The organism is Cupriavidus pauculus, assembly GCF_022179805.1.
In the GTDB taxonomy this organism is placed as follows: Bacteria; Pseudomonadota; Gammaproteobacteria; order Burkholderiales; family Burkholderiaceae; genus Cupriavidus; species Cupriavidus pauculus_E.
This window is the reverse complement of sequence record NZ_BPUO01000001.1, coordinates 352,173-375,116: the sequence shown is the minus strand read 5'-3', so window position 1 is coordinate 375,116 and position 22,944 is coordinate 352,173. Positions and strand designations below refer to the sequence as shown.

General features: G+C 64.7%; 24 protein-coding genes. 14 read left to right on the top strand and 10 right to left on the bottom strand.

Annotation, left to right across the window (positions count from 1 at the left end; genetic code table 11):
- Window positions 1–4: 4 nt before the first annotated feature.
- Window positions 5–649, bottom strand: coding sequence for an endonuclease III (gene nth / locus MFF62_RS01910; RefSeq protein WP_238259235.1), 645 nt, complete (start codon window positions 647–649; stop codon window positions 5–7).
- Window positions 646–1,470: an electron transport complex subunit RsxB gene (gene rsxB, locus MFF62_RS01905; RefSeq protein WP_238259234.1), complete on the bottom strand. Its 825-nt coding sequence runs from the start codon at window positions 1,468–1,470 to the stop codon at window positions 646–648. The genes nth and rsxB overlap by 4 nt, the downstream gene beginning before the upstream one ends.
- 194 nt (window positions 1,471–1,664) lie before the next feature.
- Between rsxB and MFF62_RS01900 the strand changes: the two genes are divergently transcribed.
- Window positions 1,665–2,300 carry a TetR/AcrR family transcriptional regulator gene (locus tag MFF62_RS01900; RefSeq protein ID WP_238259233.1) on the top strand — a complete coding sequence of 212 codons (636 nt, stop codon included), beginning with the start codon at window positions 1,665–1,667 and terminating at the stop codon, window positions 2,298–2,300.
- Between the two features lie 73 nt (window positions 2,301–2,373).
- On the opposite strand, the gene MFF62_RS01895 is transcribed toward MFF62_RS01900, so the two are convergent.
- Together MFF62_RS01895 and MFF62_RS01890 are read right to left on the bottom strand one after the other, a co-directional pair.
- The gene (locus tag MFF62_RS01895) at window positions 2,374–3,612 is read right to left on the bottom strand and encodes a polyhydroxyalkanoate depolymerase (protein WP_238259232.1); all 1,239 of its coding nucleotides are present in this window, start codon (window positions 3,610–3,612) and stop codon (window positions 2,374–2,376) included.
- Window positions 3,613–3,845: 233 nt separating this feature from the next.
- A complete protein-coding gene (locus MFF62_RS01890; protein WP_238259231.1) occupies window positions 3,846–5,042 on the bottom strand; it encodes an amino acid aminotransferase in 1,197 nt (398 codons plus the stop codon).
- A 203-nt stretch (window positions 5,043–5,245) separates the two neighbouring features.
- Between MFF62_RS01890 and uvrB the strand changes: the two genes are divergently transcribed.
- From uvrB to iscX, 12 genes are all read left to right on the top strand, one after another.
- Window positions 5,246–7,339, top strand: coding sequence for an excinuclease ABC subunit UvrB (gene uvrB, locus MFF62_RS01885; RefSeq protein ID WP_238259230.1), 2,094 nt, complete (start codon window positions 5,246–5,248; stop codon window positions 7,337–7,339).
- Window positions 7,340–7,445: 106 nt separating this feature from the next.
- Window positions 7,446–7,667, top strand: coding sequence for a hypothetical protein (locus MFF62_RS01880; RefSeq protein ID WP_238259229.1), 222 nt, complete (start codon window positions 7,446–7,448; stop codon window positions 7,665–7,667).
- Window positions 7,668–7,703: 36 nt separating this feature from the next.
- Window positions 7,704–7,943: a hypothetical protein gene (locus MFF62_RS01875; RefSeq protein WP_238259228.1), complete on the top strand. Its 240-nt coding sequence runs from the start codon at window positions 7,704–7,706 to the stop codon at window positions 7,941–7,943.
- 47 nt (window positions 7,944–7,990) lie between these two features.
- Window positions 7,991–8,470: a low molecular weight protein-tyrosine-phosphatase gene (locus MFF62_RS01870; RefSeq protein ID WP_238259227.1), complete on the top strand. Its 480-nt coding sequence runs from the start codon at window positions 7,991–7,993 to the stop codon at window positions 8,468–8,470.
- A 202-nt stretch (window positions 8,471–8,672) separates the two neighbouring features.
- Window positions 8,673–9,227 (top strand): Fe-S cluster assembly transcriptional regulator IscR, encoded by a 555-nt coding sequence (gene iscR, locus MFF62_RS01865; RefSeq protein ID WP_238259226.1) that lies wholly within the window; start codon window positions 8,673–8,675, stop codon window positions 9,225–9,227.
- Between the two features lie 69 nt (window positions 9,228–9,296).
- Window positions 9,297–10,520 (top strand): IscS subfamily cysteine desulfurase, encoded by a 1,224-nt coding sequence (locus MFF62_RS01860; protein ID WP_283205306.1) that lies wholly within the window; start codon window positions 9,297–9,299, stop codon window positions 10,518–10,520.
- 55 nt (window positions 10,521–10,575) lie between these two features.
- Entirely contained in the window at window positions 10,576–10,977 is a 402-nt protein-coding gene (gene iscU / locus MFF62_RS01855; RefSeq protein WP_215529660.1) for a Fe-S cluster assembly scaffold IscU, read from the top strand.
- Between the two features lie 82 nt (window positions 10,978–11,059).
- A complete protein-coding gene (iscA, locus tag MFF62_RS01850; protein ID WP_238259224.1) occupies window positions 11,060–11,380 on the top strand; it encodes an iron-sulfur cluster assembly protein IscA in 321 nt (106 codons plus the stop codon).
- Between the two features lie 104 nt (window positions 11,381–11,484).
- Window positions 11,485–12,003 (top strand): Fe-S protein assembly co-chaperone HscB, encoded by a 519-nt coding sequence (gene hscB / locus MFF62_RS01845; protein ID WP_238259223.1) that lies wholly within the window; start codon window positions 11,485–11,487, stop codon window positions 12,001–12,003.
- 9 nt (window positions 12,004–12,012) lie between these two features.
- Entirely contained in the window at window positions 12,013–13,878 is a 1,866-nt protein-coding gene (gene hscA, locus MFF62_RS01840; RefSeq protein WP_238259222.1) for a Fe-S protein assembly chaperone HscA, read from the top strand.
- 33 nt (window positions 13,879–13,911) lie between these two features.
- Complete coding sequence (gene fdx, locus MFF62_RS01835) at window positions 13,912–14,250, top strand: ISC system 2Fe-2S type ferredoxin (protein WP_238259221.1); 339 nt, start codon at window positions 13,912–13,914, stop codon at window positions 14,248–14,250.
- 3 nt (window positions 14,251–14,253) lie between these two features.
- Window positions 14,254–14,448: a Fe-S cluster assembly protein IscX gene (gene iscX / locus MFF62_RS01830; protein WP_238259220.1), complete on the top strand. Its 195-nt coding sequence runs from the start codon at window positions 14,254–14,256 to the stop codon at window positions 14,446–14,448.
- Window positions 14,449–14,517: 69 nt separating this feature from the next.
- On the opposite strand, the gene MFF62_RS01825 is transcribed toward iscX, so the two are convergent.
- The 5 genes from MFF62_RS01825 to prfB form a co-directional block, all read right to left on the bottom strand.
- On the bottom strand, window positions 14,518–15,534 hold the full coding sequence (locus tag MFF62_RS01825; protein ID WP_238259219.1) for a porin family protein: 1,017 nt from the start codon (window positions 15,532–15,534) through the stop codon (window positions 14,518–14,520).
- 109 nt (window positions 15,535–15,643) lie between these two features.
- Window positions 15,644–16,309, bottom strand: a complete 666-nt coding sequence (locus MFF62_RS01820; RefSeq protein ID WP_238259218.1) for a glycine zipper 2TM domain-containing protein — start codon at window positions 16,307–16,309, stop codon at window positions 15,644–15,646.
- A 324-nt stretch (window positions 16,310–16,633) separates the two neighbouring features.
- Window positions 16,634–18,181: a lysine--tRNA ligase gene (gene lysS, locus MFF62_RS01815; protein ID WP_238259217.1), complete on the bottom strand. Its 1,548-nt coding sequence runs from the start codon at window positions 18,179–18,181 to the stop codon at window positions 16,634–16,636.
- Window positions 18,182–18,230: 49 nt separating this feature from the next.
- Window positions 18,231–19,001 (bottom strand): SDR family oxidoreductase, encoded by a 771-nt coding sequence (locus tag MFF62_RS01810; RefSeq protein WP_238259216.1) that lies wholly within the window; start codon window positions 18,999–19,001, stop codon window positions 18,231–18,233.
- A 114-nt stretch (window positions 19,002–19,115) separates the two neighbouring features.
- A protein-coding gene (prfB, locus tag MFF62_RS01805) for a peptide chain release factor 2 (RefSeq protein WP_238259215.1) occupies window positions 19,116–20,220 on the bottom strand; the annotation gives its coding sequence in 2 pieces (ribosomal slippage) (window positions 19,116–20,138 and window positions 20,140–20,220; 1,104 coding nt in all).
- A gap of 190 nt (window positions 20,221–20,410) precedes the next feature.
- On the opposite strand from prfB, the gene MFF62_RS01800 reads away from it, so the two are divergent.
- Window positions 20,411–21,151, top strand: coding sequence for a M23 family metallopeptidase (locus MFF62_RS01800; RefSeq protein ID WP_404990537.1), 741 nt, complete (start codon window positions 20,411–20,413; stop codon window positions 21,149–21,151).
- A 79-nt stretch (window positions 21,152–21,230) separates the two neighbouring features.
- Here MFF62_RS01800 and recJ read toward each other — a convergent pair whose 3' ends face one another.
- A complete protein-coding gene (gene recJ, locus MFF62_RS01795) occupies window positions 21,231–22,931 on the bottom strand; it encodes a single-stranded-DNA-specific exonuclease RecJ (protein WP_238259214.1) in 1,701 nt (566 codons plus the stop codon).
- Window positions 22,932–22,944: the final 13 nt, after the last annotated feature.

The following is a 22,944-nucleotide window of genomic DNA, read 5'->3' as shown; positions in this document are numbered from 1 at the left end:
ACTTTCAGACGCTCGGCGCCGGGGTTTTCGGCTTGAACTCGCAGAGCGGCTCGATGGCGCAATGCCAGCATTCGGGCTTGCGCGCCTTGCACACGTAGCGGCCGTGCAGGATCAGCCAGTGGTGGGCGTCGTGCAGGAATTCGGTCGGCGTCACCTTCAGCAGCTTCTGTTCCACGGCGTCGGGGTTCTTGCCGGGCGCCAGGCCAGTGCGGTTGGCCACCCGGAAGATATGCGTGTCCACCGCGATGGTCGGCTGGCCGAACGCGACGTTCAGCACCACGTTGGCCGTCTTGCGGCCCACGCCCGGCAGCGCTTCCAGCGCCTCGCGCACGGGCGGCACCTTGCCGTCGTGCTGCGTCACCAGGATGCGGCAGGTCTCCATCACATGCTTGGCCTTGGTCTTGTAGAGGCCAATGGTCTTGATGTACTCGATCAGCCCGGCCTCGCCAAGATCCAGGATCTGCTGGGGGGTGTGGGCCACCGGATACAGCTTGCGCGTGGCCTTGTTCACGCCCACGTCCGTCGCCTGGGCGGACAGCAGCACGGCGATCAGCAATTCGAACGGCGAGCTGTATTCGAGCTCCGTCTCCGGAGTCGGATTGACCTCACGCAAGGTTTCGAAAATGGCAAGGCGCTTGGCGGGATTCATGAGCGGTGACCGTCGTTATCGCTGTTATCGTTCTGGTCGGCCTTGTCCGTCAGGCCAAGTCTGGTGCGGCGTTCCTCGGCGGCGTCGATCTGGGCCTGCACGGCCGGCGAGACGTCCTCGGTATTGCGAGGCTTGACCGCCGCGGCCTTCTGCCGCGCGCGCTCGATGGCGGCCTGGATGATCGCTTTCTTGCGGGCCTGGGCGGCCTGTTCGGCTTCGCTGGCGGCGGCTTCGGCCTGCAGCGCTTCGAGCTTGGCAGCGGCCTTGGCGGCCAGGCGCGCGTCGTTCTCCTCGCTCTCGCGCACCAGACGAGCCTTGCGCGCAACGTAGCGCGCCTGTGCGGCGTCGGCCTGTTCCTGCGACCACGCGGCCCAGCCGGTCTTTTCGCCGGTGACCGGAATCATGGCGATGCAGTCGACCGGGCAGGGCGCCACGCAGAGATCGCAGCCTGTGCACCAGTCGGGCAGCACGGTGTGCATCTGCTTGGGCGCGCCGACGATGGCGTCCACCGGGCAGGCCTGGATGCAGAGCGTGCAGCCGATGCACAGCGATTCGTCGATCAGGGCCACGGCGCGCGGCTGTTCCACGCCGCGTACCGGGTCCAGCGGCTGGGGCACGGTTTCGAGCAATGCCGACAACCGGACGATGCCCTCGGCGCCACCAGGCGGACAGCGGTTGGGCGCGGCTTCGCCGGTGGCCATGGCCTCGGCATAGGGACGGCAGCCGTCGAACCCGCACTTGGTGCACTGGGTCTGGGGCAGCAGGGCTTCGAGACGATCTGCCAGGCGACTGGCGTCGGCGGCGGTTGGGGAACGGGTCACGACGGCGAAACGGAATTCAGGGGGGGACGGCTGGAATAATGCGCGCCTCTGTGGGCGTGTGTGCGGCAAGGATTATCCCCGATTTCGCCGCGCTGCAGAAAAGGGGATCATGCGGCGTCATCCATTCGGGAAGAGGGGCCCGGGGCGGATGACGGGCTGTGCCATAATCCGCGCAACTGACAGATCAGATATTCATGTCGAACGAGCCAAAAACCAAGCGGGATCCTGAAGGCACGCGCCGGCGCATCATGGCGGCTGCTACCGAGGAGTTTGCCAAGGGCGGGCTGGCCGGCGCACGCGTCGACCAGATCGCGCGCCGGGCCGAGACCAACGAGCGCATGCTGTATTACTACTACGGCAGCAAGGAAGGCCTGTTCCTGGCCGTGCTCGAAAAGCAGTACGCCGAGTTCCGTGCCGCCGAGGAGCAGTTGCATATCACCGACGAAGATCCGGAGGCGGCGGTGCGCAAGCTGGCCCGCTTTGTGTGGGACTGGTATTACGCCCATCCCGAATTCATCCGGCTGGTGAACAGCGAGAACCTGCACGAGGCGCGCCACCTGAAGAAGTCGGCACAACTGCATCAGCTGATCAATCCCATCGTGGACGTGCTGGCGGAGATCATCCGGCGCGGGCAGCAGCAGGGCAAGTTCCGCGACAACATCGACGTGCCCCAGTTCTATCTGACGATCTCGGCGCTGGGCTACTACGTGCTGTCGAACCGGTACACCATCAGCGCGGTCATCGGCCGCGACGTGGCGTCGGAAGAAGAACATGCGCGCTTTGCCGACCTGCACACGGACATGCTGCTGTCCTACCTGACCAACCGGTAGTCTGATTCGCCTCCCCAAATGAAAAACGCCCGCGAGAGTCTCGCGGGCGTTTTCCTATGGCTGCCAGTCCGGATCAGTACTTGCGGATGAAGTCGCGCAGTTCCGGATAGATGTTCTCGCGCCAGCGACGGCCCGAGAAAATCCCGTAGTGGCCGCACTTCGGCGCGGTGATATGTTGCTTGCGCGCCTTGGCGATGCCGGCGCACAGGTCATGCGCCGCAGCGGTCTGGCCGGCGCCCGAGATATCGTCGAGCTCGCCTTCGATGGTCAGCAGCGCCGTGCTCTTGATGTCCTGTGGACGCACCGGATCGCCGTCGATTTCCCACGTGCCGTTGGCCAGGCGGAATTCCTGGAACACCTCGCGGATCGTGTCGAGGTAGTACTCGGCAGCCATGTCCAGCACCGCGTTGTACTCGTCGTAGAAGCGCACGTGCGCTTCCGCGTCGTCGGCGTCGCCCTCGATCAGGTTCAGGTAGTAGTCGTAGTGCGACGACAGGTGGCGGTCCGGATTCATCGCCACGAACCCTGCGTGCTGCAGGAAGCCCGGGTAGACCTTGCGGCCATGCCCCGGATAGTTCGCGGGTACCGTGTAGATCACATTATTTTCGAACCATTCGAACGACTTGTTCGTCGCCAGCGAATTGACAGAGGTCGGGCTCTTCCGGGCATCGATCGGGCCACCCATCATCGTCATGGTGCGCGGCGTCTTCTCGCCGGCCGAGGCCATCAGCGAAATCGCCGCCAGCACCGGTACGGTGGGCTGGCAGACCGAGACCACGTGCACGTTTTCGGCGCCGATATGGCGGATGAATTCCTGGATGTAGTAGATGTAGTCCGACAGGTGGAAAACGCCGTCTTCCACCGGGACCATGCGGGCATCCACCCAGTCGGTCACATAAACCTTGTGATCCTGGAGCAACGTGCGCACAGTGTCGCGCAGCAGCGTGGCATGGTGGCCGGACAGCGGCGCGCAGACCAGCACCACCGGCTCGTCCTTGAGCAGCTTGATGGTTTCCGGATCGTCGGCGTAGCGCTTGAAGCGCACCAGCTTGCAAAACGGCTTTTCCAGCACGGTTTGCTCGACGATGGGGATGTCCCGGCCGTTGGACCGAACCGCCTTGATGTCGAAGGACGGTTTTTCGTACTCCTTGCCGAGCCGGTACAGCAGCTCATATCCGGCTGCCATGCGGGGCGCGCCCGGCAGCAGGGAAAGGGGGCTGAGGGGATTCGTAAATGTCTTGGCGGTCGCCTGGGCCCACGCGGTCAGCGGGTTCAGCATCGAGCGCTGGAATTCATGCAGTTGATAAAGCATGCTGGTACCTGTCTAACCTTTCATGTCGCGAGTGCTTGTCGCGCAACCGATTATGCACGCAATCGAACGATCGTGCTTTGCAGCATATTCTTCAAAGTTACTTCGCCAAGCGCTGAAAACAATAGGACATTGGCGCTAAATCCGGATGACACCGGTCTGCAGGAACAAAAAAGGCGACCGGAGTGGCCTCCAGGTCGCCTTTGGCACCGCCCCGTGGGGGCAGGTGTTGCTTTTTAGTACACGGCGGCGATGGCGTTCACCACGGCGTCGATGTTGCGGCTGTTCAGCGCGGCCACGCAGATGCGGCCCGTGCCCACGGCATAGATGCCGTGTTCGTTACGCAGGATATCCACCTGGGCCGACGTCAGGCCCGAGTACGAGAACATGCCGCGCTGCGCCTTCACGAACGAGAAGTCGCCCGGCACGCCCTTGGCAGCCAGCTTGTCCACCAGTGCGTTGCGCATCAGCTTGATGCGGTCGCGCATTTCGCCCAGTTCCTGCTCCCACATGGCGCGCAGTTCCGGGCTGTTCAGCACGGTGGCCACCACGGTGCCGCCATGGGTCGGCGGGTTCGAGTAGTTCGTGCGGATCACACGCTTGATCTGCGACATCACGCGCTGGGCTTCTTCCTTGCCCGTCGTGACGATCGACAGCGCGCCCACGCGCTCGCCGTACAGCGAGAAGCTCTTCGAGAACGAGCTCGACACGAAGAACGGCAGGCCCGATTCGGCAAACAGACGCACGGCGGCGCCGTCCGGCTCGATGCCCTCGGCAAAGCCCTGGTAAGCCATGTCCAGGAACGGGATCAGGTTGCGTTCCTTGACCAGTTCCACCACTTGCTTCCACTGGGCGTCGTTCAGGTCCACGCCGGTCGGGTTGTGGCAGCAGGCGTGCAGCACGACGACCGTGTTGGCCGGGTACGACTTCAGCGATTCCACCATGCCGGCGAAGTTCAGGCCGTGCGACGGGGCATCGTAGTACGTGTAGTTGACGACCGGGAAGCCGGCGGCTTCGAACAGCGCGCGGTGGTTTTCCCAGCTCGGGTCGCTGATGGCGACCGATGCGTTCGGGTACAGGCGCTTCAGGAAGTCGGCGCCGATCTTTAGGGCGCCAGTGCCGCCAAGTGCCTGAGCCGTCACAACGCGGCCTTCGGTGATCAGGGCCGAATCCTTGCCGAACAGCAGGGTCTGCACGGCCTGGTCGTAGGCGGCGATGCCCTCGATCGGCAGGTAGCCACGCGGGGTGGCAGTGGTCAGGCGGGCCTTTTCGGCTTCCTGGACGGCGCGCAGCAGCGGAATTTTCCCTTCGTCGGTGAAGTACACGCCAACGCCCAGATTCACCTTGGTGGGACGCGTATCGGCATTGAATGCTTCATTCAGGCCCAGGATCGGGTCGCGCGGGGCCATCTCGACGGCAGAAAACAAACTCATTTGGGATCTCGTGGTCAGCTGTGTAACAAAACGGAGGGCGTAGAATGCTTCGAACTGCGCTGTGGCTGCGCCGGCACCGGCGGCTACTGACACTACTGACAAAACCTGACAGTACCCTCAGGCAAACTGGGCTTGAACCGGTGCGCGCAACCCCAAGATTCTAGCGCAAGCCGCCAGCATTCCTCAGGTTTTTCCCTACGTTTATGACGAATCTCGCCGAAGTCGCCCCGCCCCTGGACGAAGACAAATTCGTCACGTTTCCAGGGTCGCCGTTCCAGCTCTACCAGCCGTACCTGCCCGCGGGTGATCAGCCCGAAGCCATCCGCCAACTGGTGGAAGGGGTGGAGGACGGGTTGTCGTTCCAGACGCTGCTGGGCGTGACCGGATCCGGCAAGACCTTCACGATGGCCAATGTGATCGCCCGCATGGGCCGGCCGGCCATCGTTTTCGCGCCAAACAAGACGCTGGCGGCGCAGTTGTATTCGGAATTCCGCGAGTTCTTTCCGCGCAACGCGGTCGAGTATTTCGTCAGCTATTACGATTACTACCAGCCCGAGGCCTACGTGCCGCAGCGCGACCTGTTCATCGAGAAGGACTCGTCGATCAACGAGCATATCGAGCAGATGCGGCTGTCGGCCACCAAGAGCCTGCTGGAGCGGCGCGACACGATCATCGTGGCGACGGTGTCGGCGATCTACGGTATCGGCAATCCCAGCGAATACCACCAGATGATCCTGACGTTGCGCACTGGCGACAAGATCAGCCAGCGTGACGTGATCGCCCGGCTGATCGCGATGCAATACACGCGCAACGAGACCGACTTCCAGCGCGGGTCGTTCCGCGTCCGTGGCGACACACTCGACATCTTTCCGGCCGAGCACGCCGAGATGGCGGTGCGCGTGGAGCTGTTCGACGACGAGGTGGATTCGCTGCAGTTCTTCGATCCGCTGACCGGCCGCGTGCGGCAGAAGATTCCGCGCTTCACGGTCTATCCGTCGAGCCACTACGTGACGCCGCGCGAGACCGTGCTGCGCGCGATCGAGAACATCAAGCTGGAACTGCGCGAGCGGTTGGACTTCTTCTACAAGGAGAACCGGCTCGTGGAGGCGCAGCGCCTGGAGCAGCGCACGCGCTTCGACCTGGAAATGCTGTCCGAGCTGGGTTTCTGCAAGGGCATCGAGAACTATTCGCGGCACCTGTCGGGCGCCCAGCCCGGCGAGCCGCCGCCGACGCTGGTGGATTACCTGCCGCCCGACGCGCTGATGTTCCTGGACGAATCGCACGTGCTGATCGGGCAGTTGAACGGCATGTACAACGGGGACCGCGCGCGCAAGACCACGCTGGTGGAATACGGCTTCCGCCTGCCGTCGGCGCTGGACAACCGGCCGCTGAAATTCGACGAATACGAGCGCAAGATGCGCCAGGCGGTGTTCGTGACAGCCACGCCGGCCGCGTACGAGCGCGACCATGCGGGGCAGGTGGTGGAGCAGGTGGTGCGGCCCACGGGGCTGGTCGATCCGATCATCCACGTGCGCCCGGCCACGACGCAGGTGGACGACCTGCTCAGCGAGATCCACACCCGCGTGCAGGTCAACGAGCGCGTGCTGGTGACCACGCTGACCAAGCGCATGGCCGAGCAGTTGACCGAATTCCTGTCGGAAAACGGCATCAAGGTGCGCTACCTGCATTCCGATATCGATACCGTGGAGCGCGTGGAGATCATCCGCGACCTGCGGCTGGGCACGTTCGACGTGCTGGTGGGGATCAACCTGCTGCGCGAGGGCCTGGACATTCCCGAGGTGTCGCTGGTGGCCATCCTCGATGCCGACAAGGAAGGCTTCCTGCGTGCGGAACGGTCGCTGATCCAGACCATCGGCCGCGCGGCCCGTAACGTCAATGGCACGGCCATCCTGTACGGCGACCGCATGACCGATTCGATGAAGGTGGCGATCCACGAAACCGAGCGGCGCCGCGTGCGGCAGATGGCGTTCAACGAGGCCAACGGCATCATTCCGCGCGGCGTGGTCAAGCGCATCAAGGACATCATCGACGGCGTCTACGATGCCGACGAGGTCAAGGCCGAGCTGTCGGCCGCGGCCGAGCGGGCAAAGTACGAGGACATGAGCGAGAAGCAGGTGGCCAAGGAAATCAAGCGCCTGGAGAAGCAGATGCTCGACCACGCCAAGAATCTCGAATTCGAGAAGGCGGCCCAGGTACGCGATCAGCTGGCCAAGCTGCGTGCCCAGGTGTTCGGGGCCGGGGCGGAAGGCGACCATCTGCTGCCGCCGTCAAGCTGAGGGAAGACCTGACCGGCGCCCGATGCACATGGTGCGCCACGGCATCCTATAGTGTTTAGGCAGTCCGCCCAGCGCGGGACGCCGGATCACGATCAGGGAGTGTGCCATGGTGACACAGTTCGAATATGGTGGTTATACGGTGGTGGCCCGCGCAATCGCGCATGCGGGCGGTGGCTTTGCCGGGGTGTTGACGATTGCCGACGCCTTTGGCGAGCCAGGCGGACCGACTTTTGAAACGGAAACAGGCACGGCGGAAACGCCAGAGGCGGCGCTTGCCCTGGCTGAAGCCGAAGCCATGCGAACCATAGATGCCGGCGAGGTCAACTAGCCCCCGAAAACAGCCGGCACGTCAGGAGACACACTGATGTCGTACAGCAGTGATTGGAAGAAGAGGGTTTTCGAGACGCACGAGATCCAGGTGCAGGTGAAACCCCGGTCGCCCATCGAGTGGGACTACACGGTGCGTGTCTGTCGCAAGGGCACGAATATCCGCGCCGCCGACACGCTCGTCGAATCGTCACCGCCGAGCGAGCACTACAAGACTCCCGAAACCGCCGAGGCCGCCGGCTTTGCGCGTGGCAAGCTGCTGGCGGAACGGCTCTAGCGACACTGCGCACCGGCGTATGGAAGCGAGGCGGTAGAATCGCGCCGATGAAGAAATACGCCATCCTGATGTGCTGCATGGGAAACATCTGCCGTTCACCGACGGCGGAGGGCGTGCTGCGCGCCAAACTCGAGGCGGCCGGCCTGTCCGACCGCGTCGAGCTGGACTCCGCCGGCACCCATGACTATCACGTGGGCCGCGCGCCCGACCCCCGCAGCCAGCGCGCCGCGCTGCAGCGCGGCTATGACCTGTCAGCCCTGCGCGCCCGGCAGGTGGTTGTCGCCGATTTCGATCGCTTCGACCTCATCCTGGCCATGGACCTTCACAACATGTCGACGCTGCGGCGTCTGCGTCCCGAGGTCGATCCGGCCAGATTGCGCCTGCTGATGAGTTTCGCCACGCAACATCGCGTCGAGGAAGTACCCGACCCGTATTACGGCGAGGGAGATGGCTTCGAGACCGTGCTCGATTACGTCGAGGACGCCTGCGATGGCGTGATTGCCCTGGTGCGGCGCGAGTTGGCCTGAACGTGGCCTGACGAAGATCCGGCACGCCTGCTGTGTCGGAGATCGACAAGCGTCACTCCGAATAGTTGTTTCCTCAGCACTGGGGGCGCCCATCGTTATTGGGCATGGAATAGTGCGTTGCATCAGTTGGTACTTGACTGATTTAGTCGGGATATCTTAAACTCGACCGAAATTCTCAAGTATTTTCCTCTCCCCGAGCATCATGAGACTGACCACCAAAGGCCGTTTCGCGGTAACCGCCATGATCGACCTGGCCATGCGCCAGGATCAGGGACCTGTCACGCTGGCAGGCATCAGTCAACGTCAGAAGATTTCCCTGTCGTACTTGGAGCAGCTGTTTGGCAAGCTGCGCCGTCACGAGATCGTGGAAAGCGTGCGCGGTCCGGGCGGTGGATACAGCCTCGCGCGCAAGGCCGAGGACGTCACGGTGGCGGACATCATCATCGCCGTGGACGAACCGCTCGACGCCACCCAATGCGGTGGGAAGGGCAATTGTAACGGAGACGACGGATCCGGGCGCTGCATGACCCACGAGCTATGGGCCACGCTGAACCAGAAGATGGTCGAGTACCTGGACTCCGTGTCGCTGAAGAATCTCGTTGACCAGCAACGCGCCCGCCAGCCGGCGGTGCTGCACGACATGCGCGAGGACGCCGCGCAGCAACCGGTGACGGTGTCGCGCGGCAAGGGCGAAAAGCAGGAAAAGCCGGCGCGCGCCCGCGTGGTCAACTCGGTGTTCAGCCTTGCACAGTCGTAAGCAAGATTGAAGCACCTGCATTAAACTATCGGTAGGCAGTACGCGATTAGCGATCCCTATAAGGCAGTCATAACGATGAGCACCCCACATTTCCCGATCTACATGGATTATTCGGCCACCACGCCGGTGGACCCTCGCGTAGCGGACAAGATGATTCCGTACCTGCGCGAGCAGTTTGGCAATCCGGCGTCGCGCAGCCACGCTTACGGCTGGGACGCCGAGCGCGCCGTGGAAGAGGCCCGCGAGCAAGTGGCGGCGCTGGTCAATGCCGACCCGCGCGAGATCGTGTGGACGTCGGGCGCGACCGAGTCGGACAACCTTGGCATCAAGGGCGCGGCCAACTTTTATTCGGGCAAGGGCAAGCACATCATCACCGTGAAGACCGAGCACAAGGCCGTGCTGGACACCACGCGTGAGCTGGAGCGCCAGGGCTTCGAGGTAACGTACCTCGACGTCAAGGACGACGGCCTGATCGACATGGACGTGTTCAAGCAGGCGCTGCGCCCGGACACCATCCTGGTGTCGGTGATGCTGGTGAACAACGAGATCGGCGTGATCCAGGACGTCGAACAGATTGGCGAGATCTGCCGCGAGAAGGGCATCATCTTCCATTGCGACGCCGCACAGGCAACCGGCAAGGTCAAGATCGACCTGGCCGCGCTGAAGTGCGACCTGATGTCGTTCTCGGCCCACAAGACGTATGGCCCGAAGGGCATTGGCGCGCTGTACGTGCGCCGCAAGCCGCGCGTGCGCATCGAAGCGCAGATGCACGGTGGCGGTCACGAGCGCGGCATGCGCTCGGGCACGCTGGCCACGCACCAGATCGTGGGCATGGGCGAAGCATTCCGCCTGGCGCGCGAGGAAATGGCCACGGAAAACGAACGTATCCGCATGCTGCGTGACCGTCTGTGGAACGGCCTGTCGACGATGGAAGAGGTGTACCTGAACGGTTCGCTGGAACATCGCGTGCCGCACAACCTGAACGTCAGCTTCAACTTCGTCGAAGGTGAGTCGCTGATCATGGCCATCAAGGACGTGGCCGTGTCGTCGGGTTCGGCGTGCACGTCGGCGTCGCTGGAGCCGTCGTACGTGCTGCGCGCCCTGGGCCGCAACGACGAACTGGCACACAGCTCGATCCGCTTCACGGTCGGCCGTTTCACGACCGAAGCCGAAGTCGACTACACCATCGAACTGCTCAAGAACAAGATCGGCAAGCTGCGCGACCTGTCGCCGCTGTGGGAAATGTTCAAGGACGGCGTCGATCTGAATTCGATCCAGTGGGCAGCGCACTGATTGCGGCCCACGGCAAAAACAAGAACCCCATAAAAATTCGTCAGAGGTAACCAAAATGTCTTACAGCAACAAGGTTCTCGACCACTATGAAAATCCGCGTAACGTCGGTTCGTTCGACAAGAACGACGACGCGGTGGGTACCGGCATGGTCGGCGCCCCGGCCTGCGGCGACGTGATGAAGCTGCAGATCAAGGTGAACGAAGCAGGCGTGATCGAAGACGCCAAGTTCAAGACCTACGGCTGCGGCTCGGCAATTGCCTCGTCGTCGCTGGTTACCGAATGGGTCAAGGGCAAGACCGTGGATCAGGCGCTGGAGATCAAGAACACCCAGATCGCTGAAGAACTGGCGCTGCCGCCGGTGAAGATCCACTGCTCGATCCTGGCGGAAGATGCCATCAAGGCAGCCGTCGAGGATTACAAGAAGAAGCACGGCGGCGCCGAGCAACAGGCTGCCTAAAGCGGCATTTTCCGCTTCAGATGGTGAGTGAGTCCACGCGGGGCGGCGTTCGCCGCGCGTGGCGTTCGACAGCAAGGCAAAGATGATCACAATGACCGAAAAGGCGGCGAAGCACGTCGCCCGCTACCTGGAACGTCGCGGCAAGGGCGTGGGCCTGCGCCTGGGCGTGAAGACCACCGGCTGCTCCGGGCTGGCGTACAAGCTCGAGTATGTGGACGAGGTGCTGCCCGAGGACCAGGTTTTCGAGTCGCATGGCATCAAGGTGATCGTGGATCCGAAGAGCCTGGCGTATATCGACGGTACCGAACTCGATTTCGCGCGCGAGGGTTTGAACGAGGGCTTCAAGTTCAACAACCCGAACGTCAAGGACGAGTGCGGCTGCGGCGAGTCGTTCCGGGTCTGATGGCCGGTGCCGCGCCCGGATCGGCAACCGATGCGAGGGCGGCAACACGACAAGGGGCGGCATGACCGCTCCTTTTTGTTGTGATTGTTTTGGAAAGACGCGCTTTGAAAGACGATTTTTTCTCGCTGTTCGGGCTGCCTGCCCGGTACGAAGTGGACGAGGCCGCGCTGGATGAGGCGTACCGCACCGTCCAGTCGCAGGCGCACCCCGACCGCTTTGCCAATGCCGGCGATGCCGAGCGGCGCGTGGCCATGCAGTGGGCCGCGCACGCCAACGAGGCATACCGCACGCTGCGCCAGCCGCTGAAGCGCGCGATCTACCTGCTGCACCTGCGTGGCGTCGACATCCAGGCCGAGAACAACACGGCCATGGCACCCGCGTTCCTGATGCAGCAGATGGAATGGCGCGAGGCGCTGCAGGAGGCCGTGGAAGCGCGCGCTGTCGACCAGCTCGACGGCCTGCTGCGCGAGCTGCGCACCGAAAAGCGCGAGCGCCACGCCGCGCTCGGCAAGCTGCTCGACGACGCCGAAAACGAAGCCGCCGGCGCCGCCGCGCGTCAGCTGATGTTTATCGAGAAGATCGAACACGACGCCAGCGAGGCGATCGATCGGCTCGAAGATTAGAAGATTCTCATGGCACTGCTCCAGATTTCCGAACCCGGCATGTCGCCGGCGCCGCATCAACGCCGGCTGGCGGTGGGTATCGACCTTGGCACCACCAACTCGCTGGTGGCGGCCGTGCGCAACAGCATTCCCGAAGTCCTGCCCGACGAGAACGGCCGCGCGCTGCTGCCGTCGGTGGTGCGCTACCTGCCTGGTGGCAATGCGCACATCGGCTACAAGGCCCAGGACGAGGCGGTACGCGATCCCAAGAACACCATCATCTCGGTGAAGCGTTTCATGGGACGTGGCCTGCGCGATGTGGCCAATATCGAACACAGCCCGTACGACTTTGTCGATGCGCCGGGCATGGTTCAACTGAAGACCGCCGCCGGCATCAAGAGCCCGGTCGAGGTATCGGCCGAGATCCTGGCCACGCTGCGCCAGCGCGCCGAGGATTCGCTCGGTGACGACCTAGTGGGTGCCGTGATCACGGTGCCCGCGTACTTCGACGACGCCCAGCGGCAGGCCACCAAGGATGCGGCCCAACTGGCCGGCCTGGACGTGCTGCGCCTGCTGAACGAGCCGACGGCGGCTGCCATCGCCTACGGTCTCGACAACGCGGCCGAAGGCATCTACGCGGTCTATGACCTGGGCGGCGGTACTTTCGACATCTCGGTGCTCAAGCTGACCAAGGGCGTGTTCGAGGTGATGTCGACCGGCGGCGATTCCGCGCTGGGTGGCGACGACTTCGACCAGCGCCTGCTGTGCTGGGTCGTCGAGCAGGCCAGCCTGCAGCCGCTCTCGGCCGAAGACACGCGCCTGCTGATGATGCGTGCCCGTGCCGCCAAGGAAGCGCTGTCGGCCAGCGACACCACGGTGATCGACGCCGTGCTGACCACAGGCGAGATCGTGCACCTGCCGCTCGACGCGCAGACGTTCATCGAGATCACCGCGCACCTGGTGCAGAAGACGCTGGCGCCGGTACGCAAGTCACTGCGCGACGCGGGCGTGACGCCCGAGGAGGTCAAGGGCGTGGTGCTGGTGGGCGGCGCCACGCGCATGCCGGCCATCCGCAAGGCCGTGGGCGAATATTTTGGCCAGCAGCCGCTGACCAATCTGGACCCGGACAAGGTAGTGGCGCTGGGCGCGGCCATGCAGGCCAACCTGCTGGCGGGCAACCATGCGCCGGGCGAGGACTGGCTGCTGCTGGACGTGATTCCGCTGTCGCTGGGCGTGGAGACGATGGGCGGCCTGGTGGAGAAGATCATCCCGCGCAACAGCACGATCCCCGTGGCGCGCGCGCAGGAATTCACCACGTTCAAGGATGGCCAAACGGCCATGGCCATTCACGTGCTGCAAGGCGAGCGCGAGCTGGCCAGTGACTGCCGGTCGCTGGCGCGCTTCGAGCTGCGCGGCATTCCGCCGATGGTGGCGGGCGCCGCCCGCATCCGCGTGACCTACCAGGTGGATGCCGATGGCCTGCTGTCGGTATCGGCACGCGAGACCAATTCCGGCGTGGAAGCCTCGGTATCGGTCAAGCCGTCGTACGGCCTGGCCGACGACGATATCGCACGCATGCTGCAGGACAGCTTCCGCGAAGCCGAGCACGACATGAAGAGCCGTGCGCTGGCCGAGGAACGCGTGGAGGCCGAGCGTCTGGTGGAAGCCACCACGCGCGCGCTGGAAGTCGACGGCGACCTGCTGTCGGCCGACGAGCGCACTGCCGTGGAAGCGCAGATGGTCCGGGTGCGCGAGATTGCGCGCGGCGAGGATCACCACGCCATCAAGGCTGCCGTCGAGCAACTGTCGCACGGCACCGACGAATTTGCCGCCCGCCGCATGGACCGCTCGATCAAGAGCGCGCTGGCCGGCAAGAAGGTGCAGGAGATCGGCTGAACGCCGGCGCTGCAAACTGAAAACAGGAAAGAAATGCCACAGATCATCGTTTTGCCCCACGTCGAATTGTGTCCGGAGGGCGCCGTTTTCGAAGCCAACACCGGCATCAGCATCTGCGACGCGCTGCTCAAGAACGGTATCGATATCGAGCACGCCTGCGAGAAGTCGTGCGCCTGCACCACGTGCCATGTGGTGGTGCGCGAAGGCTTCAGATCGCTCGAGGATGCCGAGGAAAAGGAAGAAGACCTGCTGGACAAGGCGTGGGGCCTGGAGCCCAATTCGCGCCTGTCGTGCCAGGCTATCGTGGCCGACGCCGACCTGACCGTCGAGATTCCGAAATACACGATCAACCACGCCAAGGAAGGTCACTGAGCCATGAAATGGACCGACACTTTTGACATTGCCGCCGCGCTGTACGACAAGTTTCCCGACGTGGATCCCGTGAGCGTGCGATTCACGCAGCTGCGCCAGTGGGTGCTGGAGCTCGACGGCTTCACTGACCTGCCCGAGCGCTCCGGCGAGAAGATTCTGGAAGCGATCCAGCAGGCCTGGATCGAGGAAGCGCAGTAAGTGCAATAACTGCAGTAAGCGCTGTTCCGCATACCCTCTCCCGCCCGGGGGAGGGCACCCCCGCAGCCCCTAGAACCGGTATCCCACGCCCGCCAGGAACACGTCGGTATCCCGGTCATATCCGGTCACGGTCCTGTTCCAGGACACCCGCGCCAGCCAGTGCTGGTTGATGCGGTAGCTGGCCGACATCGTCAGTAGCCCCGACCACCGCGACGGCGCCTCCGATGCGTTGCGCCCCCGCTCGCTGAGGTCGATCGCATAGTACGGCCCGGCCCCCACCCCCAGCGTCACCGTATCCCGGAAGAAGGCGCGCTCCAGCCATAGCTGCGCGGCCACGCCATTGCGGCGCAACGCCGAGTTCTCGCCTTCGTTGATATAGCTCACCGTGCCCGACACGTAGCGGGCCAGGCCGCGCCGGTATTCCACAGCCTTGGCAAACGCCGTTTCGGAGTCGAACGTGTTCACGATGGTCTGGCCCAGGAACACGGTGATTTCGTTCTGCGTGACGTTGTCCGCGCGCGACGGCGGCGGCACCACCGGCCCGCCACGGTCCCCGCGATCGAGCTGGTAGCCCACGCCGATCAGCAATGTGTTGGTCTTGATGCTCGATGGCGTCTGCGCGCGGTTGAAGCGCGCCTGCAGGATCCACGGGCCGCCATTGACATACCAGGTGGCGGCCACGCTGGCCAGTACGCCCCAGCCATGGTGATCGTCGGAGCTGCCGTCGTTGTTGCGGTCGGTGGTGTCGAAGTAGCGGTAGGGGCCGGCGCCGATCGCTATGTTGAAGCGCCGGTCATCGAACGGGTAACGCCACCAGAGTTGGACGCTGTGGCCGTCGCGATGGTGGTTCGTGACATGGCCTTCGTTCAGGTATGAGAACGAGGCATACCAGTTCTCGGCCAGGTTGTGCTGGTAACTGTAGGTGTAGCCGTAGCTGGTTTCGCCGCCGACGTCGGAGCGCTGCAGGCCGCCCAGCACCAGCAGTTCCTGCGCGTGCAAGGGCGCGGCCCAGGCTGCGGCGCTGATGAGCAGGGCCGGGATGCGCAGGCGGCGCGTCGCGGTGACAAAGGCGGGGCGAAGGGGCATGGCGATGGCCGGCAGGGAGGCTGCGCCATCTTAGCAACAAGGGCCGGCCGATGGCCGGCCCTTTGTGTGGGCTTGGTAACCGACCCTGTTTCGGCCGGTTGCACAGGTATCAGCCCGTTACAAGGACGCCGCGCTCAAGATGCACGCGCTGGCCAACTTCCACCCCCGGCGGATTCTGGTACGTGAAGGTGCGGCGCGAGCCGTCGTCCATCTTCACGCTCACACGGTACGACTTGTTCGTGTTCAGCTTCTTCTCGGCATAGTTGCCGCCGAACCCGCCGGCCGCGGCGCCTGCCACCGTGCCCAGGATGCGGCCATTGCCGTTACCGATCTGGTTGCCCACCAGCCCGCCAACGACCGCGCCGCCAAGCGCGCCCAGGCCACTGGTCGGCTTTTCGGCTTCCACGACCTGCACGCCTGTCACGTGACCAGCGGTATGGCTCGGTTGCGCGGCGGGCTTCTCCTGCGGCTGGGCCTGTGCCTGGACCTGCGGGGGAGGCGGGGCGGTGTTGCGCGCCTGCTGCGCATCATAGGCAGGCGGTCGCGTGGTCGATCCCGGCGGCGCCGTCTCGGCTGTCACCGGAGCGGGCCCTTGCGGCGCGTTGTACGAGGCTTCGGTGGCCGGTCCCTGGTTGGCCTTGGTGATCGGCAGCACGCCGGTCACGGCAGCCACCGCGGTCAGGCTGGCTACGACCACGGCAACCGCGGCTGCGCCCACCAGCGGATGCAGGCGGCGTTGCGACGGCAGGGAAGGAAGGGTTTCCGGACCAGACATTGTTGTTCTCCGAGTCACCACGAGGGTGGATGCCTCCAGTCTGGCGGAATTACGATCCGTTTTCCGTTTGATTTTGTAAGGATCTGTAGCCGCGAAAGGGCTTTGGAATCAGTGGGTTACGGCGCGGGAGGGTGGGTGGCGACGAATGTCTGTAACAACCCGGGGGTAGTGCTCCCCTCTCCCGCACAGCGGGAGAGGGGTTGGGGGTGAGGGTCAGCAGTTCTGCTTGCCGACTAATCGCAATTAGGACCGCCATGCCCTCACCCCCGGCCCCTCTCCCACGTTGTGGGAGAGGGGAGAACTTCAAAACATTCAGCCGAGCAATCAGTCTTCCCGGCGCAGGTGCGGGAACAGGATGACGTCGCGGATGTTCGGGCTGTCGGTCAGCAGCATGACCAGGCGGTCGATGCCGATACCGCAGCCGCCGGTCGGGGGCATGCCGTATTCGAGCGCGCGGATGTAGTCGGCGTCGAAGTACATGGCTTCCTCGTCGCCGGCGTCCTTCTGCTCCACCTGCTTGCGGAAGCGGTCAGCCTGGTCTTCCGGATCGTTGAGCTCCGAGAAGCCGTTGGCGATTTCGCGGCCCGTGATGAACAGTTCGAAGCGTTCCGTGATGCCCGGCTGCGTGTCCGATGCGCGCGCCAGCGGCGACACTTCCACCGGATAGTCGACGATGAAGGTCGGCTCCCACAGTTGCGACTCGGCGGTTTCCTCGAACAGCACCAGTTGCAGCGTGCCCAGACCGGCGTTCAGGAACTGCGGCGCGCTGGTGTTGATCTTGAACTTGCCCTTCAGTTCGGCGCGCAGGAAGTCGGCGTCGGCCAGTTGCGCATCGGTATATTCCGGCGCGAACTTCTGGATGGCCTGGCAGATCGTCAGACGGTGGAACGGACGGCTCAGGTCCAGCTCGCGGCCCTGGTAAGTCAGCACGGCGCTGCCGCTGGCGTCGATGGCGGCCTCGCGGATCAGGTTTTCGGTGAAGTCCATCAGCCAGCGGTAGTCCGTGTAGGCCGCGTAGAACTCCATCATCGTGAACTCGGGGTTGTGGCGCGGGCTCACCCCTTCGTTACGGAAGTTGCGGTTGATCTCGAACACACGCTCGAAGCCGCCCACGATCAGGCGCTTCAGGTACAGCTCGGGCGCGATACGCATGAACATCTGCATGTCCAGCGCGTTGTGGTGCGTGATGAACGGCTTGGCCGCCGCGCCGCCCGGAATCGGGTGCAGCATCGGCGTTTCCACTTCCATGAAGCCGGCGTCGGCCATATGGCGGCGCAGCGACGACATGGCCTTGGTGCGGGCGCGGAACGTGTCGCGCGTCTCGGGCGATACGATCAGGTCCACATAACGCTGGCGGTACTTCGTTTCCTGGTCGGCCAGGCCATGGAACTTGTCCGGCAGCGGGCGCAGGCTCTTCGACAGCAGGCGCAGTTCGCGCACCTGCACCGACAGCTCGCCCTTGTTGGTACGGAACAGTTCGCCGCGCGCGCTGATGATGTCGCCCAGGTCCCAGTGCTTGAACGCCGCGTAGACGTCCTCGCCGACCTTGTCGCGGGTGATGTAGAACTGGATCTGGCCGCTGCCGTCCTGCACGGTGGCAAAGCTGGCCTTGCCCATCACGCGCTTGAGCATCATGCGGCCGGCGATCGATACTTCCACCGGGTTGGCTTCCAGCGCGGGCTGGTCGGTCTCGCCATACTGCGCGTGCAGCGTGCCGGCCTGGTGCGTCGGGCGGAAATCGTTCGGGAAGGCCACGCCCTGCTCGCGCAGGGCCTGCAGCTTCTCGCGGCGCTCGGCAATGATCTTGTTCTCGTCTACGGCAGGCGCGTCGGCGGCGGGCGCGGCGGCAGGCGTGCGGGTCGGTTCGGTCATGGTGTCAGCTTCAGTCGCGCCGGGCGGCGGCCCGGCGCGATGTTTCGGTTCAATAGTTGCGGATGTCGTCGAGTTCGGTCTTGCCGAAGTCGGCGCGCTCCATGTAAGCGGCAATGCGTTGCGCCACGTCGTCGGGCGATGCCAGCTGGTCGTTGGCCTTCAGGTCGCGGAACCGCTGCACCTGGGCAAAGTCGGCACCGCGGATGACTTCCTGCATGCCCGTGTCCACCACGCCCGGCGCCAGTGCCACGGCGCGCACCGCGCGGTCCTCGGCCAGGCCGGCGTACTCGGCGTTGACCGAGCGGATGAACATGTCCAGCCCCGCCTTGCCGGCGCAGTAAGCGCTCCAGCCCGGCACCGGGTTGCGTGCCGCACCCGACGAGATGGCCAGCACCTTGCGCGGGCAATCGAAGCGCGCGGTGGCATCGAGGAACGCGGCGGTCATCGTCATCGGCGTGACCAGATTGGTCTGCAGATGCGGCACCAGCGAGTTCTCGTGCAGTTCGGTGATCGGGCCGATCGGCTCGACCACGCCCGCGTTCAGGATCAGCGTCACGCTGGCCGGCGCGTTGTCCACGGCCTCCAGCACGCTGGACAGCCAGCCCGCCGACGGGCCCGGCTGCGACAGGTCCTGCAGGTGCCAGGCCACCGGCACGCCGCTGGCCGAGGCTTCACGTTCGAGTTCGGTGTTGCGGCTGCGGGCCACACCGATCACGCGGTTGCCGGGCTTGAGCAGCGCGCGCACGAGCGACGCGCCCAGGCCGCGCGAGGCGCCGGTGACGATGTAGAGGTGAGTGGTGCGGGACGTTCCGGTGGTCATGACATGGACCTTCTTTTGGGAGCGGCGAGTTCGGGATGAGGACTTGTTGGTATCCGGCGCACCGTCGCGCCGGCGATGTTGCCGGCATGACGGTGCGCCCGGGTCAGGCGGGTATTACAGGCCCTGTTTCAGGCTGGCCTCGATGAACGGATCGAGGTCGCCATCGAGCACCTTTTGCGTGTTGGACATTTCCACGTTGGTGCGCAGGTCCTTGATGCGGCTCTGGTCCAGCACGTACGAGCGGATCTGGTGCCCCCAGCCCACATCGGTCTTGCCGGCTTCGAGCTTGTCGGCCTCGGCCTGGCGCTTGCGCATCTCATGCTCGTACAGGCGCGACTTCAGCATCGACATGGCCTCGGCACGGTTGCGGTGCTGCGAACGGTCGTTCTGGCACTGCACGACGATGCCGGTCGGGATGTGCGTGATACGCACGGCCGAATCGGTCTTGTTGATGTGCTGGCCACCGGCGCCCGATGCGCGGTACGTGTCCACGCGCAGGTCGGCGGGGTTGACCTCAACCTCGAACGAGTCATCCACCTCGGGGTAGACGAACACCGACGAGAACGACGTATGGCGGCCGCCCGACGAGTCGAACGGCGACTTGCGCACCAGGCGGTGCACGCCGGTTTCGGTACGCAGGTAGCCAAACGCGTAGTCGCCCTCGATCTTGATCGTGGCGCTCTTGATGCCGGCCACGTCGCCCTCGGACTCTTCCAGCACCTCGGCCTTGAAGCCCTTGCGCTCGCAGTACTTCAGGTACTGGCGCAGCAGCATCGATGCCCAGTCGCACGCCTCGGTACCGCCGGCGCCGGCCTGGATGTCGATGAACGCGTTGGCCTGGTCCATCTCGCCCGAGAACATGCGGCGGAATTCCATATCGGCGACGATGGCCTCGAAGCCCTGTACATCGGCCTCGATCGATTCCAGCGTCTCGTCGTCACCTTCCTCGCGGGCCAGCTCGAACAGTTCGTCCGTGCCCGTCAGGTCTTCGGTGAGCTTGCCGAGCGTCTGGACGACGGCTTCCAGCGCCTTCTTTTCCTTGCCCAGGTCCTGGGCACGCTTGGGGTTATTCCAGACCGCAGCGTCTTCCAGCAGTCCGTTGACTTCGTCTAGGCGGTTTTCTTTGACATCGTAGTCAAAGATACCCCCGTAGATCTTCCGTTCGCGAACGGAGATCAGAGATGGCACCGGAGATGGCGTTGAGGCGTTCTGCTTCCATTGATATTTCCTGAAAATTCTGCGCTTGCAAAACGGGGAATTATAGCGGATTGGCGCCGCTAATCCGGCCCCAATGCTGAACTGTTCGCAACGCGAACGGTCCATTACGTGACTTTTGCCGCTTTTCCGTGGCATGTTCCCTTGTGACTTCGGCGACAATAGCGTCCACGATCAGGAGTTATCCCGCACGCATGACAGGAATTCACGCAATCCAACACGACCCGTCGCGCCCCGAGGGCGCCCGCCGGCGCACGCTGGGGCGCCTGGCCGCGATCTCGCTGGCCGCCATGCTGGCCGCCTGTGGCACCACGCCCAGCGAGCCGGCGCCGGAGGGCTACTACCGCGTGGAGCGGGGCGATACGCTCTATTCGATTGCCCGGCGCCATAACCGCTCGGTGAGCGACCTGGCGCGCTGGAGCAACATTTCCGATGCGGGCCAGATCGAGGTGGGCCAGCTGATCCGCGTGACGCCGCCCGCCGGCGCCGGCATTTCGGCCGCCAAGGCCGCCGACAAGCCAGCCGCCACGCCGGCCCCGCGCACCACCACCCCGGACACCCCGCCGTCAAAGCCGCCCGCCAGCGCCATCCGCCTGCAATGGCCGGCCGACGGGCGCGTCGCGGGCAGTTTCGCGCCGCCCGCGGAGAAGGGGCTGCGCATCGAGGTGCCGGCCGGCGGCAAGGTGCGCGCGGCCGCCGCGGGCTGGGCCATCCACGTCGGCACGCTGCGTGGCTATGGCCAACTGGTCATCGTCAAGCACAACGACGACTGGCTGACCGTGTACGGCAACCTGGACCGCCTGCTGGTCAAGGAAGGCGATCGCATCGCGGCCGGCCAGGACATCGGCAGCATGAGCCGTGCCAGCGAACTGCATTTTGAAGTGCGTGGGAATGGCAAGCCGGTGAACCCGGCGAGTTATCTGCCGTCGCGTTGAGGGTTTGATCTACCTCGGGGTTTGCTCCCCTCTCCCTCCGGGAGAGGGGAGCCAAATACACAAGACGCGCTCGCGCGCCTTACTGCGCGTGCTCCACCACCAGCTGCACGCGCGTCACGCCGTTGAACGTGTTGTTGTCCAGCCGATAGGCCACCAGCGCGCTGGCGCCGTCCAGCGCGTCGGCGTGGTTGAACCAGATGGCGTCAAAGCGCTGGCTGCCGCGCCCCAGTTGCAGCTTCAGGTGCTTGCCCTTGAGCACGGTCTGGCGCAGCACCTCGAACTCGCCCGAGAACGTGGGCGGCGGAAATCCCTGGCCCCAGACCTGGCCTTCCAGCATCGTCACGAATTCCGGGCTGAAGCAGCCGTCGTCGATATCGCCGTCGGTCTCGATCACGCGGGCCAGTTGCTCTTCGTTCAGCCATTCCCGACCCACGGCCTCGAACGCCTCGACGAAGGTGTCGAAATCCTTGGCGCGCACAGTCAGGCCGGCCGCCATCGCGTGGCCGCCAAACTTGACCAGCAGGCCCGGGTGGCGCTTGGAAACCAGGTCCAGCGCGTCGCGCAGGTGGAAGCCGGGAATCGAGCGGCCCGAGCCCTTGATATGTTCCTCGTCGCCCGGTGCGAAGGTGATGGTCGGGCGATGGAATTTTTCCTTCAGCCGCGAGGCTACGATGCCGATCACGCCCTGGTGCCAGGTTTCGTGGAACACGCTCACCGTGTAGCGCGACGCCGGATCGAGCCCGGCCAGCGGCTGCTCCAGGATCTGCAGCGCTTCCTGCTGCATGCCGGCTTCGATATCGCGCCGCTCGCGGTTCATGCCGTCCAGTTCCTGGGCGATTTCCCAGGCGCGGTTGGCGTCGTCGGTCAGCAGGCATTCAATGCCCAGCGACATGTCGGCCAGGCGCCCGGCCGCATTGAGACGCGGCCCCAGGCCGAAACCCAGGTCGAACGTGTTGGCACGCGGCGCCTCGCGGCCGGCGGCGCGGAACAAGGCCGCCACGCCGGCATGCATGCGGCCCATACGCATGCGCTTCAGGCCCTGGGCCACCAGGATGCGGTTGTTCGCATCGAGCTTGACCACGTCGGCTACAGTACCCAGCGCCACCAGGTCCAGCAGCGTCTGCAGCGGCGGCTGCGTTTCCTTGGTGTAGACCCCGCGCTGACGCAACTCGGCGCGCAGCGCCAGCAGCACGTAGAACATCACGCCCACGCCCGCCAGGTTCTTGCTCGGGAATTCACAACCGGGCTGGTTCGGATTCACGATCACGGCGGCATCGGGCAGCACGGCGCCCGGCAGGTGGTGATCGGTCACCACCACGTCGATGCCGCGCGCATTGGCCGCCGCCACGCCGTCGACGCTGGCAATGCCGTTGTCGACCGTGACGATCACGTCGGGCCGCTGTTGCGCTGCCAGTTCGACGATCTCGGGCGTCAGGCCGTAGCCGTACTCGAACCGGTTCGGCACGATGTAGTCCACCTGCGCGCCCAGCATGCGCAGCCCGCGTACGCCCACGGCGCAGGCCGTGGCGCCGTCGCAGTCGTAGTCGGCCACGATCAGCAGCTTGCGCCGCGCGGCGATGGCGTCGGCCAGGTAGGCGGCGGCGTGGTCGATGCCCTTCATCGCGGAAGGGGGCACCAGGCCGGGCAGCTCGGTGGCCAGTTCGGCCGGGTCCAGCACGCCGCGCGCGGACAGGATGCGCGCCAGCGTGGGATGCAGGCCAGCCGCCGCCAGCACGCTGGCGTGGTCATCGGAATAGGTGCGGATGGCAATCCGGGTCATGATCTGTCTTTCC

What these genes read in the sequence shown, in the direction of transcription:
- iscU (WP_215529660.1), top strand. Translation starts at nt 10,576, where the DNA reads ATGTCTTACAGCAACAAGGTTCTCGACCACTATGAAAATCCGCGTAAC.
- MFF62_RS01890 (WP_238259231.1), bottom strand. Translation starts at nt 5,042, where the DNA reads ATGAGTTTGTTTTCTGCCGTCGAGATGGCCCCGCGCGACCCGATCCTG.
- MFF62_RS01825 (WP_238259219.1), bottom strand. Translation starts at nt 15,534, where the DNA reads ATGCCCCTTCGCCCCGCCTTTGTCACCGCGACGCGCCGCCTGCGCATC.
- MFF62_RS01875 (WP_238259228.1), top strand. Translation starts at nt 7,704, where the DNA reads ATGTCGTACAGCAGTGATTGGAAGAAGAGGGTTTTCGAGACGCACGAG.
- fdx (WP_238259221.1), top strand. Translation starts at nt 13,912, where the DNA reads ATGCCACAGATCATCGTTTTGCCCCACGTCGAATTGTGTCCGGAGGGC.
- MFF62_RS01820 (WP_238259218.1), bottom strand. Translation starts at nt 16,309, where the DNA reads ATGTCTGGTCCGGAAACCCTTCCTTCCCTGCCGTCGCAACGCCGCCTG.
- MFF62_RS01900 (WP_238259233.1), top strand. Translation starts at nt 1,665, where the DNA reads ATGTCGAACGAGCCAAAAACCAAGCGGGATCCTGAAGGCACGCGCCGG.
- lysS (WP_238259217.1), bottom strand. Translation starts at nt 18,181, where the DNA reads ATGACCGAACCGACCCGCACGCCTGCCGCCGCGCCCGCCGCCGACGCG.
- uvrB (WP_238259230.1), top strand. Translation starts at nt 5,246, where the DNA reads ATGACGAATCTCGCCGAAGTCGCCCCGCCCCTGGACGAAGACAAATTC.
- MFF62_RS01800 (WP_404990537.1), top strand. Translation starts at nt 20,411, where the DNA reads ATGACAGGAATTCACGCAATCCAACACGACCCGTCGCGCCCCGAGGGC.
- recJ (WP_238259214.1), bottom strand. Translation starts at nt 22,931, where the DNA reads ATGACCCGGATTGCCATCCGCACCTATTCCGATGACCACGCCAGCGTG.
- nth (WP_238259235.1), bottom strand. Translation starts at nt 649, where the DNA reads ATGAATCCCGCCAAGCGCCTTGCCATTTTCGAAACCTTGCGTGAGGTC.
- MFF62_RS01810 (WP_238259216.1), bottom strand. Translation starts at nt 19,001, where the DNA reads ATGACCACCGGAACGTCCCGCACCACTCACCTCTACATCGTCACCGGC.
- MFF62_RS01880 (WP_238259229.1), top strand. Translation starts at nt 7,446, where the DNA reads ATGGTGACACAGTTCGAATATGGTGGTTATACGGTGGTGGCCCGCGCA.
- iscX (WP_238259220.1), top strand. Translation starts at nt 14,254, where the DNA reads ATGAAATGGACCGACACTTTTGACATTGCCGCCGCGCTGTACGACAAG.
- iscR (WP_238259226.1), top strand. Translation starts at nt 8,673, where the DNA reads ATGAGACTGACCACCAAAGGCCGTTTCGCGGTAACCGCCATGATCGAC.
- MFF62_RS01895 (WP_238259232.1), bottom strand. Translation starts at nt 3,612, where the DNA reads ATGCTTTATCAACTGCATGAATTCCAGCGCTCGATGCTGAACCCGCTG.
- iscA (WP_238259224.1), top strand. Translation starts at nt 11,060, where the DNA reads ATGATCACAATGACCGAAAAGGCGGCGAAGCACGTCGCCCGCTACCTG.
- MFF62_RS01870 (WP_238259227.1), top strand. Translation starts at nt 7,991, where the DNA reads ATGAAGAAATACGCCATCCTGATGTGCTGCATGGGAAACATCTGCCGT.
- hscA (WP_238259222.1), top strand. Translation starts at nt 12,013, where the DNA reads ATGGCACTGCTCCAGATTTCCGAACCCGGCATGTCGCCGGCGCCGCAT.